Here is a 12567-nt window from a genome sequence, read left to right as displayed (position 1 = left end):
GTGCAATACATCAAGAAATAAGAACCACAGATGGACACAGATGGACACAGATAAATAATTAGTTCATCCAAACGAGAAGCACTATATTTACCACTGTTTTTTATCGCTTAAACAATGTCTGAGCCATTAATCATCGTTGATGTGCAATGCGGTTTTATCAACGAATTCACTCATCACATTGGGCAACGAGTTGCTCGTTTAATCGAGCGAAATGAGTATGCACCAGTTTTATTCACTCGGTTCGTCAACGCACCTGATGGACCGTACCAGAAATTCCTTGATTGGCACAGCTGTGCTAATGAGCCAGAAATTGATATTGTCCCAGAACTACAACCCTGGGTTCAACCGGAAAGAGTTTTTTCTAAGCTGGGGCTGTGCGGGATACCGGATGACCTGAAAGACTACCTTATAAAGCAGTGTTTTGAACGGGTTTTCATCGTCGGTATTGACACTGATATGTGTGTGTTGAAAATCGCGATGGATTTTTTCGACATTGGCATTGAACCGATCGTACTAACTGATTGCTGCGCGAGTACGGCGGGCTTACAGGCGCACTTGGCGGGGCTGGCAGTACTCAGCCGGAATATCGGTGCTTTTCGTCTGCGTGAAGCTGGTCTTTCTGAGGGATCGCTAGCCGCGCCAGTAGAAAAAAGCAGGGAATAGACGTTCAACGAACCAAGTTGTAGTAGAAGGATTTTAAAAAGATGCAGATAATACCTAACATTCTTAGCCTGCACTAGTATTATTACAGACGACAAATTAACCCGCTATCTGGTTGTGAATGAGTGAAAGCCCTAATTTATCCTGAACAACAATGGAATTCAGTGCACAAGAGCTAAATGCAGCACGTCAGCTTTTACTTGATAGAGTTGTCGAGTATTTTTTGGCGAAGCAAGGTATTGAAGTTTTATTTGTTCAAGGTTCCGTGGCATCAAATTCAACAGATGAGTTTTCAGATATTGACTTTCGGGTTGTAGTTCAGCCAGAGTTTTATGAACACTTCCTTTGGGAACGTTTTTCTGCTCCCAAGCACTGGGGAGAATGGCTATACAATGAATGGACAGGGATTCAGTGGGTTTGCGTCTCTCACTTCAAACCGTTCAACAAAATTGATGTCCTTTACTAAGACTGCTGCAACTTAAACAAACTTTTTTTGGAAGACAATCACTCTACTACGAAGCGCCCTACCTCTTCAGACTCTTTTTTTGGCTAAGGTATTGAACTGATTAATAAATTATTTTTTTCTTTCAAGTTCTTGCTTACGTAAATGCTCGCCTCGCCTTTTAAATTCATTGAGTTCAATAATGTCCCCATTAAGAGGATTCTTTTTTCGTTGTTCAGCCCTATTACAGAATCCTTCGCGCCCTTGCCTACACCGATTCTCTAATTCACGCAATGAATAATCATCAGATATTTGGTTTCCAGGTATTTGGTTCATCCTGTGTTTTCCAGAGTCTGCTGGGTTTCCTATGTAAAAGTATGGGTCTGTTAAGGGAACGTCAGACTGTCCCTTTACCGAAGATGTAAAGACACAAAAGCTTCCTAAGGAAAGAGTAGCTGTTAACAAAAAACGACTCAACATGTTATTACACCCCTTTGTCATCATTTTCTACGGTAACTAAACTTCTAAAATGATGTGACTTCCACCCTGCCGATTCACGACAAAGCCGATTTTCTCAAGTGCTTTCACACATTCTACACCTGAAACGACAGGCAGTTTACTCATAAGCGCACAACTTCAACTCTGTCCTCTGGAACAGGTTCACCTCGGTCTTGTAGAACTTCAATGTAGAGAGCGATCGCCTCTTCAATATTCGCTAAAGCTTCCTCACGAGTTTTCCCCTGGCTGATGCAACCGGGCAAACTCGGTACCTCGACGACAAAATAACCATCTTCGCCAGGATACAGCAGGACTTTGCGCTTAGATTCGGCTTGAGGTGTTGCCTCTGTCATTGCTCAACACCTCTGGGTGACTTCATCCAAATCCTAACACTCTATAGAGGAAGCAATCAGAGCGCACTGCCTTAAGCCCTAATCATCGCTTCAAATTCTTCCAATGCCTGAAGACTTCCCACCTGCCAAGCACGTTCCACTACACTAGGAATAATTTGCACCAGAGGCATCTCTTCAAAAATGGGACTCGTGTCAGATCTTAAGTAGATTCCATCTGTAAGCACATAGATATTGAGCCTGCCGCTATCATAAACCCATACTTCTGGGACACCAATTGCTCTATACGCATCGAGAGTGGTTTTAGAAGTGACATCTGTTTCAATTGCTAAATCCGGTGGTGGATCGTCTGCTTCCAAGCGACGACGACCAATCATGCGTTGATAATTTTGGATATAAAAGCACGCATCAGGTTCAACTCCTGCTGAACCTTCCCGTTTAAAGGTGGTGGAACCAAAAGGTTCGTACCTTCTGCCCCTAGCCCTGAGCAAGGTTTTTACAATGTCTGAAATGAGTTCTTTTGGTTTTTCATGCTCTGGTAAAGGAACCATAATTTCTAAAGTACCCTTGCTATAGGCTATCCTCGCACTTCGGCGTTCCCCTAATTCCTGCAAAATCGACTCAAATTCTTGCCAACTTACATTTGGAATGGTGACTGCGCTACCAGGAGCCAACTGCATCTGGCTAACAGGTTTGACAACGAGAGTGACAGCAGCCATAACTTAAGAATGAAAAATAATCTTTCAAATTTATCGTAGCTGATTTACTAACCACGCCACAGCACTCTCTACATCACTCACCTTTTCTCCTAGTGGAGTTGCTGGACGCTTCACCATCACGACCCTTATCCCAAGCTCCCGCGCTGCAATAATCTTGGCATAGGTAGCATCACCGCCGCTATTCTTACTGACTATAGTATCAATGTGATGTTCTATCAAGAGTTTGCGCTCATTATCTAGGGCAAAAGGACCGCGATCGCACAATATCATTCCTGGTGGCACCAATGCATCAGGCGCGGGGGGATCAATCAGCCGCATCAAAAACCAAATATCCTCCAAACTGGCAAAGGGGGCAAGTTGCTGCCTACCGATAGTCAGGAATACTCGCTTGGCAAATTCAGGTAATACGGCGGCGGCTGCTTCGACACTATCAACTTCAACCCACTGGTCATCAGGAAGACGCTCCCATGCAGGACGGATGAACATCAGATGCGGTATTTTACAGATAGTAGCGGCTGCTGCTGCATGAAAAGACATCTGTGCGGCAAAGGGATGAGTTGCATCAATCAGCACGTTTATATTGGCGTCACGTAAGTATTCAACGAGTCCCGCTTCACCGCCGAAACCGCCGATACGCAGCATTCCTGCTGGTGCTTGTGGTTGACTGGTGCGACCTGCTAGAGATGTGATAACTTCTACCTCTGGGATAGCCGAGGCTTTAGCTGCCAATTCTGCTGCATCACTAGTTCCGCCAAGAATAAGAAGACGTTTCATACATAGCAGAATAAAACGAAGAAGGATATTAATGCAATGCCGTGCAACTTGAATTTATACTGATTTTCTTTGATAATTTAATAAGAAATTCTTAGTAGGGTGGGCAATGCTCACTAAATCTGGTACTAGTAGACGGCAAAAATTATTGCCCACCTTACAAAATCTAATTTACTTACTTTCTTATTTTTATTTTCCTTAATTAGAGATGCTGAAACCAAATCTTAGCATCTTTTTCTCTAAAATATACCTACTTAGTTGTTACCAATAATAATGAACTCTCTACTAACTAAGTTGGCAAAAAAATATTGGATTGACGCTAATTTTTATTTGCATTGCTATAATCAAAAACTTACTGTATCTTCAGTAATGAAAAGCTTTTCATTACTGTTCCTAACTGGAATATTCCTCAAAAATAAATTTATTATAAAAGTAACATCTCATGACTGTTATCCAAATAATCATGCTTGCTGCTGTTTTCTTAATAGCAAGCATTATCAGTGTGATTGCTGGTAGCACTTCCCTCATTACTGTGCCAGTCATGCTTGAGTTTAGAGTTGAACCGCGCACTGCCCTTGCTACTAATATGTTGGCATTAACCTTGATGAGTATTGGTGGTACATTACCTTTTATTGGTAAAAAAGTGATTGATACACTTCGCTTACCACTACTGATAGTCCTAACACTGGCAGGCTCAATTTTAGGGGCATTGCTTGTTCTTGTTGTGCCGTCAAAATCAATGCCAGTTATTATTTCTATTTCAATGATTGCTGTTACGGTGTTATCAATTGCTAACCGGAATGCTGGAGTCGTTCCATCTGTGGGAATACCTTCACGGATAGCAGAAATAGCAGGGTATATAGTCACTTTCGTGCTTGGTATTTACGGTGGCTTTTTCAGTGGCGGTTACGTAACTTTGCTAACAGCAGCCTACATTATGCTATTTCGTATGACATTTATTCAAGCAATAGCTACGACCAAAGTCATTAATGTATTTTCCTCACTTGTTGCCACCCTAATATTTATAAAGCATGGAATAGTAGATTACCAACTAGGTATGATTCTTGGTCTTGCTATGTTTATAGGTGGAATTATTGGAGGGCGTATGACCCTTAGCTTGAGTAATGCCTGGTTACAACGTATTTACCTGACAGTTGTGGCTATCCTTGCATTTATCACACTGCGTCAAACTCAGCAACAAAATCACTCAACTAGCACGACTAATCTGACGATTGAATAAGTAACAGTTCTTTTGCTTGTGAGTCTTGGCTGATAATTTCGCCCTTGCGGTCAAACAAAACCGTCCCAGCTTTAAGGGCAACATTGGCATATTTTTGCACGTAAGCTTGAGCCTTCTGACTAATCTTTTCCGCCAGTATCCCAAATACTGATTCCGACAAGCCCAGTTCTATTAATTTTTTGTGTGCTGCATCAGCAGTCTTAGCATCTAAAACTGCTTGTACTGCTTGTATATCACCACCAACTGTAACCACCGCTGCACTAATAATTTCTAATTTGGCATCTGCTAAATGACTAGATGTATTGAAAATGCCACCTGCCAGCTTAATCAGTTTACCCTGATATCCCAGTAACAAAACAGAATTTGCTTGGTACAGTCCAGCTTCTACCAACAACGCACCAATCCAATTACCTGTTTGCACAATTGCCGATTCTGGTATGCCTAAACGTTGTGCGACTTGCATACCATTGCTACCAATACAAAATACGAGATTAGGACAAACTTTGACTTTATCCTGCAACGACAGTCGAAATTCTTCTAGGTGATCAGCCGCAGACAGGGGTTGAGAAATTCCACTCGTTCCCAATAAAGACAATCCCTCTAAAATGCCAAAGGCTTCATTAGAGGTACGTTTCGCTAGTTGACGACCTTCGGGAAGAATAATCGTCACCGTTACCGTTTGCTCTGGGGGAATGATAGGTAGTAAATTAGCATCAAACAAGCGACGGGCGTAGCTGTAAATTGCTGCTTCTCCAGAAGCTGTTTTTCCCAAACCCTCTCCCGCTTCTAAAATCAGGGCTTGCGATCGCCTTTCGGACAACCTCACCCAAGCCCAAATGGGCGTGTTCTTTGTTAAATCTAAGTTATCACCTGGATCGCTGAGTGTCACAGCCAAAGCACTTTGAGCATCTAAAGCTGCAACCTGAGAAATGGGAATCTCTGCTTTTTCAGGGAGGAGGTCAATCTCAACCGACAGTTGAGAATCGATTTTTTCACGCAGATGCATCAAAGCAGCTTTAGCAGCCGCTACGGCAAACACTGGTAGAGTATAACCTGTACGAGCCATATGGCTGTCAAATGAGTTTTGAGAAACACTTCTACTATAGGGGAGAAAGCGCCTCAGAAGAGCGCACCCAAGTTGGATGAGTACTAGTGAAATAGTACGGAAAACAGGGTTTAATGATTCTTGGTTGAGCGATCGCGAGAGGTCTATTTTGGCAACAATTAAGTGTAGAAATGTGACGTTTTCCAATATCCAGGCGATTCTTTTTGATAAAAACGGGACTCTGGAAGATTCTGAAGCTTATTTGCGTACTCTCGCACAAAGAGGAGCGCGGATGATAGACGCGCAAATTCCTGGAATTGGGGAACCATTGTTAATGGCGTTTGGGGTTAATGGCGATCGCCTCGATCCAGCGGGTTTAATCTCGGTAGCGAGTCGTCGCGAAACAGAAGTCGCCGCTGCTGCTTATATTGCGGAAACTGGGCGGGGATGGTTTGAATCTTTAACGATATCTCGTCAAGCTTTGGAAGACGCGGAAAAATATGTTGGTAAGACTCCTTCACCCTTGTTTGTTGGTAGCTTGGAAGTGCTAAAGTCTCTATCGGATGCAGGGCTGAAATTGGGGATTCTTTCAGCCGCGACAACCGAAGAAGTGCGTGCGTTTGTCCAAAATCATCAATTGAGTGATTACATTCAACTAGAAATGGGAGTTGATGAAGGTCCAAGTAAACCAGATCCAATTTTATTTTTACAAGCTTGTGAAGCTTTAGGAGTGGAACCCAGTGCCACACTCATGGTAGGAGATTCTGTGGGTGATATGCAAATGGCGCGTAATGCCAAAGCTGCTGGTTGCGTTGGTATTACTTGGGTAGGGAAGGCGGATAATGTTAAAGGTGCAGATGTGGTGATTAATCAACTTGATGAAATTCAAGTTGTTAGTGAATGAATTGCATCTATTAACTACACTTTATCCAACTCGTTATAGTTTGTAGTAAGGACTTCAGTCCTTGCTATATCAGCGAAAGAGGACTAAAGTCCTCACTACGAACTTATTAAAGTTGTATGACTGGACTTGATATTATTGGGTTTTTAGGCACATGAGCTACTGAATAATACACCTGCCTATGAGGTCCCCACAATTATTAGTTACGTAGGGCGTCGCCCTAGATAAGGTAGGACTGATTTATCAGGCTTCTATGGCAAAAGTATTCATCAAGAGTGAGTTGTACAAAAAAACTGGCTAAAACTCAAACTTGTAGTGCGATAGTTAAACAGACCCGGTTTCTTGGAAAAAACCAGGGTCTCTAGGCTAGGGACTATCTGAACTGTAGAAATCACAAAGGGTGCAATGAGAAAACTCTTTTTCTCAGAAATGACTTGCCTCCAGTTTTACCTGACTTTATGGTCGTTCATCATTGCCTGAATCCTCTATTTCCTTCAGTTTTGTTAGATTCTATCAGGTCTCCGATCCAGGGTCATTGGTCGGTCGGGTCATTGGTCGGGTCCTTGGTCGCGTCCTATATCTCCTTCATTAGGTAAAGGACGCCTCAATTTTGCTTCTGTAACCTCTTTTTTGCTATCTTCTGGTTTTTCTTGCTTTGTTTGGTCACCCTGCTGTTTATTAATATCGGGTTCATCTGGAATCCATTTTGTTCCTTTCTTTTCCATTTGCTTTCTCCTTATTGAGTAAAGTTACATTAGTAGTAGCACAAACGAGGTGAAACCTTTGGGTGAGTCTTCAAATAATCGCGGCTCTGACTACATCCCTTTGCCAGCAAGCCTTTCAAACTCAAGTCTGACACCTTCCATAGCAATATCACTCCATCTATGCCAGCAGAAGCTAACAATTTGTTATTAGGACTGAAACTCACAGTATTGACTTCAGACTGATGTCCGAACAAAGTTGTGATTAAAGTTCCATCCCGTTGCCAAAGTTTGATAGTCCTGTCACTACTAGCAGTGGCGATTGTTTGTCCATCTGGGCTGAAACTGACATCAAGCACTGCGGCAGTATGTCCAATCAGCGTTGTGATGATGTTTCCATCTAAACTCCAGAGGTTTACGGTCTTGTCAGCACTAGCTGTCGCTAGCATTTGCCCATCTGGGCTGAAACTAACATTCCAAACTCGACCTGTATGTCCCGACAGCGTTCTAAGTTCTGTACCGTTTAAAGTCCATAGCTTGACTGTCCGATCATCACTAGTAGTGGCAATTCTTTTTCCATTAGGACTAAAGCTGGCACTCAATACTGCGCTACTATGTCCTCTGAGAATTTTAAGTTGTTTACCATCTAGACTCCAAAGTCTGGCAGTTTTATCGTCACTAGCAGAGACAATCATTTGTCCATTAGGACTAAAGTTGACGGTATTAACAATATCTTGATGACCTAGCAAAGTTCTTAGTAATTTTCCATCTGTACTCCAGAGTTTTATAGTTTTGTCAACACTGGCAGTAGCGATTGTTCGTCTATCTGGACTGAAGCTAACGCCAAGGACTTTGTCTGTATGCCCTAGCAAAGTAGAGAGTAACTTGCCTTGTGTACTCCATAACCTTACCGTTTGGTCACTACCAGCACTCGCTACCTGTTTACCATCTGGGCTGAATTTTGCACTATTTGCAGAGTCTTCATGTCCTGCTAGAATAGTCAACCAGCTTCGATTCACCTGCCAGAGCTTTATGCTGCGATCATTACCCGCGGTTGCAAGAATCTGTCCATCTGGACTGAAATCTACACTCGGAATTCGTCCCTCGTGACTTGCCCATGTCTCAAGCCGTGTGCCATCCCGCGTCCAAAGGGTTACTTTTCCATCTAAGCTACCAGAGGCGATTGTTCCATTGCGACTGAAACTGACACTATAAACTTGTTGGGGATGCGGAAGGGTTTTTAGGAGTTGACCCTGTGGATTCCAGAGTTTCACCGTTTTATCCAGGCTAGCAGTTGCAAGTATCTTACTATCTGGGCTGAAGTCTGCACTTTTGATAGGGCCAGTATGTCCAGTGACGGTTTTGAGCAGCTTCCCGTCTCGTGTCCAAAGGTTTATCGTCTTGTCCTCGCTAATCGTGACAATCCGATTCCCATCAGGAGTAAAACTCACCTGCCTTACCCATCCGCGATGTCCACTTAGAGTTTTGAGAAACCGACCGTTAAGTCCCCACAATTTCGCTGTTTTATCTTTACTGCCAGTGGCAACTGTTTTACCATCAGGGCTAAAGCGGACACTAAAAACCGAGTTATTATGAGCTTTGATAAACCCTATTAACTTGCCATTGCGATCCCAAAGCCTGACTGTTCCATCTTTGCTACCAGAAGCAATCATTTTTCCATCGGGACTAAAACTGACGCTCATCACTGGCTTTGTATGTCCTTTCAAAGTCGTGATTAGACTACCATCAGAACGCCACAGCTTTACCGAAGAAAGGCAGAGGGCAGAGGGCAGAGGGCAGAAGGAAAGAAGGTAAGCTTTGATACAAAAATAAGTCCTCTGTTCTCTGCCATAAGGTTTAAAGCCCCTGAATTTATTTATGGAGAAAAATAAACGCGTAGCAACTTTATTAAATCCCCCGAATTCATTCGTGGGGACGCCTTCTGCCTTCTGCCTTCGTACTTCTGCCTTCTTAATGTGTTGTCATAACTACCTGTAGCAAGCATCTGACCATCGGGGCTAAAACTGACACTTTGAACAATATCCTGATGCCCTTCGAGACGGTTGCGCTCTCGCGTCCAGTAGAGTGATTGTACCAAGGTTGCCTGCATTTCAGCCTGCTTTTGCAAATTGGCATTACCCCAAATTTGTGATTTTGAGCGCTTGGCTGCATCTAATCCGACGAGTAGAGCATCCAACGTATTTCTACTGGCGGTAAAACGGGCTTCTGAGGTTTGCCGTAGAGCAGCGATTTGACCTGTTTCGGCTCTCTGATACTGAATGGTTGAGAAAGCAGCTAGCGCTAATGCCACAGCAGAAAAAACAGATAGTGTTGTAATTGTTTTGCGGCGTTGGCGATCGCGTCGTCCTACACTAGCATCAATAAACTGATTGGCAACGTCACCAAATCCACCCAAGACTTGATTAAATACCTGATTCCGTCTCAGTTCCAAAGCTTGCTCTAGTCTTGAGCCACTCCACAGTTCATCATCTGCTTTCGTCTTTTGCCAGTTTGCCACATCTTCATTCAAACGGTTGCGCAGGGCGATCGCCTGACGGTTTTCTCCAATCCATTCATTCAACCGTGTCCAAGAAGTTAACAAAGCTTCATGGGCAATTTCTACGGTGGAGACTTCAGAATGAGGTTGACGATTGCTCACTAACAAGTTTTGATCAATCAACTGAGTCAACACTTTTTGTTCGAGTGGATCGCTAAACTCAAATCGCATCGCCCGTCTACGAACGGGTTTCCACTCAGTTCCCGATTCTTCATCCCCACCAATCTCAACGACCCTCAAAAAGATGCGTTGTACGCACGTTTGCTCTTCTTTTGTCAAGTTGTTGTAAATCTTCTCAACTCGTTGGTGGAGTGCGCCCCACACGCCACCTAACTGCCGATAGGTATTGATATTGAGTGTGCGATCGCCAATATCGTGATTTTTAACTTCTGTTTCCCACACTAGATTCAGCGTATATTGCAACAACGGCAAATATCCTGCCTGTCCCTGTACATTTTGGATGATTTCTTCTACCAATCCCTTTTCAAACACGACCCCATGCTGAGCCGCAGGCTGTTCGATTGCTAACCGCAACTCATCTCGTTGCATCTCAGCAATAAATGGACGATGTTTATCTGTCACCTTTACAAGATGGGGATAAGGACTTAACCGATCCAGAAAATCCGCCCGCATCGTCGCCACAATTTTGACAGAACGCTGCTTAGTTTTACTTAATTCCACCAAGCTGGCAATAAACTGGTCGCGCTTTTGAGGTTGACTGCTCGTGAACAACTCCTCAAACTGGTCAATGAAGATAAGCCAATAATCATCAGGCTGCTTCAGGCGAGTTACCACCTGAGTGAGCGTACCAGCTTTAGCCTCACGGGCGATTTGGGCTTCCGTTTGCTTGTATTTACTGAGTAAGCTGGCATAAAAAGATTCAAAAGGGTCACTATCTGGAGTAAGCGTCAGGTGTACAAATCGCGATCGCCATTTCTGTAACAGCCAGGGAATTAAACCCGCACGTACAACTGATGACTTGCCACTACCACTAGCTCCTAAAAGTAAAATTAAGTTCGTTTGTTCTAGTTCGTTAACCAAACCTGTGAGAAATTGGTCACGACCAAAAAATAGGTCTTTGTCTTCTGGCTCAAATTTCTTTAACCCTTTGTAAGGGGAGGTTTCTATAAATTGACGGGTTTTAATCTCTTCAACAGCGATTTGTAGAATCTCTGTCTTGTTAAAAGTAACAACGTTGCTGTCACCCTGAATCTGAACATTATCATCGCCGATCGCCGCTATCATTCCACCACCCAATGTGGCGTTTTCCACCTGCTGCTGAAGAATTGGCTGTTGGGTGGATAGCGAATTTTCCTGATTGTGCAGACGTAGGTTCATAAACTAAAACCAAAGAAATTCTTAGGAACACCCAGCCAAGCAGATAGTTGTATCAGTATTAATTTAATATTCTCCCATAGAGTAAAAGTAGCGACAGTTTCAGTTGCAGTTTTTAATATTTCTGTCATCCGTTTGAGATTTCCGGCTGCTAACTGTTTATCCGGTTCATCTGATTGCGCTTCTTCCTTGGCTGCTGCTAAATACCTGAGTGATTTTTCTTTTGTTGCTTCTGGCAATTGAGAGGTTGATTGAATCAACTGCTCAATCTTTGCTAGTAACTGAATCACATCTTCCTGGGTGAGTTGTTTTTCATTAGCGGAGGCAGTATTTTTAATCTTCATAGTTTGTTGGTTGCGGTTGCCTTGTACCGCCTGCATTCCACCGTACATTTGCCCACCACTAAGACTTTGGGAAATTCCACCGGAGTATTTTGGCTGTGAGTTGTTTTCTTCTGATGCCAACACTACACCTTTGGAGTTGGTTTTGCGTTGTGTTTGTTCACCACTCGTTTCTGCATCAAAAGAAGACAATGAGCGCCGCCTTGCTTTGAGTACTGGTGTTTCTGACTCTGGAATTCCTTGTAAGTCGATAGAAGCACAACCAACTTCAAAACAATCTTCATAAGGTCTGCCAACACCTAGTGCATCATAGAATCCAATGGCAAACTCAATAGCAGCCACATCTCCAATCGCCTGATTCATGCCAACTACATAATCAATATGTTCGTGAATTGCCGCTGCTTGGGCTTGCGAATAACAGGCGTTGAGCAAAACACACTCAATCTTGCCCTGAAACAACCCAAATAACCTTGCCAGCGATTCTGTACTCACGAGTTGCACTTGTCCAAGATTATTCTCTAAAGCTAAGCCATCACTACCTGAACCATGCCCCGAAAAGTGAACGATCGCCGGTTGGTGTTCCAACAGTGCGCGGCGCAAATCTTCAACTCGTATCGCCTCGGAGGTAACGATTTCAAACTGCTCTCGATTGTTAGCACGTTTGATCGCCGCCTTAATTTCCCGCACCTCTTGGTCTAGGCGCAATTTATCTGTATTTTTAGGATTTGCGGATAATATTAAGATTTTTTTCATAATGCTATCTGTTCTCGAACATAGTTTTTGACAAAAACAGTTAGTCAATAGATGAATTTGGTTCTCTAAATTTTCAATAGTTGTCAGTCAAATCAACTTATGCACTTAGAGAACTCATCCAGCAGAATTTTTGTACAAAAATAGTTAGTCAATTGATAAATTTGGTTCTCTAAATTTTCAATAGTTGTCAGTCAAATCAACTTATGCACTTAGAGAAGCCATCGAGTACAATACAGCTTTTGATAAGATATTTA

14 protein-coding genes are annotated in these 12567 nt (G+C 43.1%); 4 read left to right on the top strand and 10 right to left on the bottom strand.

Translation table 11 applies throughout. From position 1 onward, the window contains the following. Positions 1-114 precede the first annotated feature (114 nt). Positions 115-663: an isochorismatase family cysteine hydrolase gene (locus ACM0OZ_RS08465; RefSeq protein WP_414582350.1), complete on the top strand. Its 549-nt coding sequence runs from the start codon at positions 115-117 to the stop codon at positions 661-663. 151 nt (positions 664-814) lie between these two features. Continuing rightward, positions 815-1126, top strand: a complete 312-nt coding sequence (locus tag ACM0OZ_RS08460) for a nucleotidyltransferase domain-containing protein (RefSeq protein ID WP_414582349.1) — start codon at positions 815-817, stop codon at positions 1124-1126. Between the two features lie 108 nt (positions 1127-1234). Here the strand turns inward: ACM0OZ_RS08460 and ACM0OZ_RS08455 are convergent, their stop codons facing one another. The 5 genes from ACM0OZ_RS08455 to ACM0OZ_RS08435 form a co-directional block, all read right to left on the bottom strand. Continuing rightward, entirely contained in the window at positions 1235-1438 is a 204-nt protein-coding gene (locus tag ACM0OZ_RS08455; protein WP_414582348.1) for a hypothetical protein, read from the bottom strand. A gap of 180 nt (positions 1439-1618) precedes the next feature. Then, positions 1619-1726 (bottom strand): type II toxin-antitoxin system HicA family toxin, encoded by a 108-nt coding sequence (locus ACM0OZ_RS08450; protein ID WP_414582347.1) that lies wholly within the window; start codon positions 1724-1726, stop codon positions 1619-1621. Beyond that, entirely contained in the window at positions 1723-1953 is a 231-nt protein-coding gene (locus tag ACM0OZ_RS08445; protein ID WP_414582346.1) for a type II toxin-antitoxin system HicB family antitoxin, read from the bottom strand. Before ACM0OZ_RS08445 ends, ACM0OZ_RS08450 begins: the two co-directional genes overlap by 4 nt. Before the next feature lie 71 nt (positions 1954-2024). Beyond that, positions 2025-2669 (bottom strand): Uma2 family endonuclease, encoded by a 645-nt coding sequence (locus tag ACM0OZ_RS08440; protein ID WP_414582345.1) that lies wholly within the window; start codon positions 2667-2669, stop codon positions 2025-2027. A gap of 30 nt (positions 2670-2699) precedes the next feature. After that, positions 2700-3443 carry a cobalt-precorrin-6A reductase gene (locus ACM0OZ_RS08435; protein WP_414582344.1) on the bottom strand — a complete coding sequence of 248 codons (744 nt, stop codon included), beginning with the start codon at positions 3441-3443 and terminating at the stop codon, positions 2700-2702. Between the two features lie 439 nt (positions 3444-3882). Between ACM0OZ_RS08435 and ACM0OZ_RS08430 the strand changes: the two genes are divergently transcribed. Next, complete coding sequence (locus tag ACM0OZ_RS08430) at positions 3883-4680, top strand: sulfite exporter TauE/SafE family protein (protein ID WP_414582343.1); 798 nt, start codon at positions 3883-3885, stop codon at positions 4678-4680. On the opposite strand, the gene cbiD is transcribed toward ACM0OZ_RS08430, so the two are convergent. After that, positions 4661-5746, bottom strand: a complete 1086-nt coding sequence (gene cbiD, locus ACM0OZ_RS08425) for a cobalt-precorrin-5B (C(1))-methyltransferase CbiD (protein ID WP_414582342.1) — start codon at positions 5744-5746, stop codon at positions 4661-4663. The two genes, ACM0OZ_RS08430 and cbiD, sit on opposite strands and share 20 nt — an antisense overlap. Positions 5747-5894: 148 nt before the next feature. Between cbiD and ACM0OZ_RS08420 the strand changes: the two genes are divergently transcribed. Further along, the gene (locus ACM0OZ_RS08420; RefSeq protein ID WP_414582443.1) at positions 5895-6629 is read left to right on the top strand and encodes an HAD family hydrolase; all 735 of its coding nucleotides are present in this window, start codon (positions 5895-5897) and stop codon (positions 6627-6629) included. A gap of 545 nt (positions 6630-7174) precedes the next feature. Here ACM0OZ_RS08420 and ACM0OZ_RS08415 read toward each other — a convergent pair. The 4 genes from ACM0OZ_RS08415 to ACM0OZ_RS08400 all read right to left on the bottom strand — a co-directional run bounded on the left by ACM0OZ_RS08415 (position 7175) and on the right by ACM0OZ_RS08400 (position 12313). Beyond that, positions 7175-7351, bottom strand: a complete 177-nt coding sequence (locus tag ACM0OZ_RS08415) for a hypothetical protein (RefSeq protein ID WP_414582341.1) — start codon at positions 7349-7351, stop codon at positions 7175-7177. Positions 7352-7380: 29 nt separating this feature from the next. Continuing rightward, positions 7381-9054, bottom strand: coding sequence for a WD40 repeat domain-containing protein (locus ACM0OZ_RS08410; RefSeq protein WP_414582339.1), 1674 nt, complete (start codon positions 9052-9054; stop codon positions 7381-7383). Between the two features lie 149 nt (positions 9055-9203). Further along, a complete protein-coding gene (locus ACM0OZ_RS08405; protein ID WP_414582338.1) occupies positions 9204-11222 on the bottom strand; it encodes an NACHT and WD repeat domain-containing protein in 2019 nt (672 codons plus the stop codon). Beyond that, positions 11219-12313, bottom strand: a complete 1095-nt coding sequence (locus tag ACM0OZ_RS08400; protein WP_414582337.1) for a CHAT domain-containing protein — start codon at positions 12311-12313, stop codon at positions 11219-11221. The genes ACM0OZ_RS08405 and ACM0OZ_RS08400 overlap by 4 nt, the downstream gene beginning before the upstream one ends. Positions 12314-12567: the final 254 nt, after the last annotated feature.

Source organism: Scytonema sp. PCC 10023, from assembly GCF_963920835.1.
Classification (GTDB): domain Bacteria; phylum Cyanobacteriota; class Cyanobacteriia; order Cyanobacteriales; family Nostocaceae; genus Kalymmatonema.
The sequence above is the reverse complement of the archived record's forward strand: the minus strand, read 5'-3'. Positions and strand labels throughout refer to the sequence as shown.

Bases quoted from the DNA above. Each gene is read 5' to 3' on its own strand.
- ACM0OZ_RS08465 (WP_414582350.1), top strand. From the start codon at position 115: ATGTCTGAGCCATTAATCATCGTTGATGTGCAATGCGGTTTTATCAAC.
- ACM0OZ_RS08460 (WP_414582349.1), top strand. From the start codon at position 815: ATGGAATTCAGTGCACAAGAGCTAAATGCAGCACGTCAGCTTTTACTT.
- ACM0OZ_RS08455 (WP_414582348.1), bottom strand. From the start codon at position 1,438: ATGAACCAAATACCTGGAAACCAAATATCTGATGATTATTCATTGCGT.
- ACM0OZ_RS08450 (WP_414582347.1), bottom strand. From the start codon at position 1,726: ATGAGTAAACTGCCTGTCGTTTCAGGTGTAGAATGTGTGAAAGCACTT.
- ACM0OZ_RS08445 (WP_414582346.1), bottom strand. From the start codon at position 1,953: ATGACAGAGGCAACACCTCAAGCCGAATCTAAGCGCAAAGTCCTGCTG.
- ACM0OZ_RS08440 (WP_414582345.1), bottom strand. From the start codon at position 2,669: ATGGCTGCTGTCACTCTCGTTGTCAAACCTGTTAGCCAGATGCAGTTG.
- ACM0OZ_RS08435 (WP_414582344.1), bottom strand. From the start codon at position 3,443: ATGAAACGTCTTCTTATTCTTGGCGGAACTAGTGATGCAGCAGAATTG.
- ACM0OZ_RS08430 (WP_414582343.1), top strand. From the start codon at position 3,883: ATGACTGTTATCCAAATAATCATGCTTGCTGCTGTTTTCTTAATAGCA.
- cbiD (WP_414582342.1), bottom strand. From the start codon at position 5,746: ATGGCTCGTACAGGTTATACTCTACCAGTGTTTGCCGTAGCGGCTGCT.
- ACM0OZ_RS08415 (WP_414582341.1), bottom strand. From the start codon at position 7,351: ATGGAAAAGAAAGGAACAAAATGGATTCCAGATGAACCCGATATTAAT.
- ACM0OZ_RS08405 (WP_414582338.1), bottom strand. From the start codon at position 11,222: ATGAACCTACGTCTGCACAATCAGGAAAATTCGCTATCCACCCAACAG.
- ACM0OZ_RS08400 (WP_414582337.1), bottom strand. From the start codon at position 12,313: ATGAAAAAAATCTTAATATTATCCGCAAATCCTAAAAATACAGATAAA.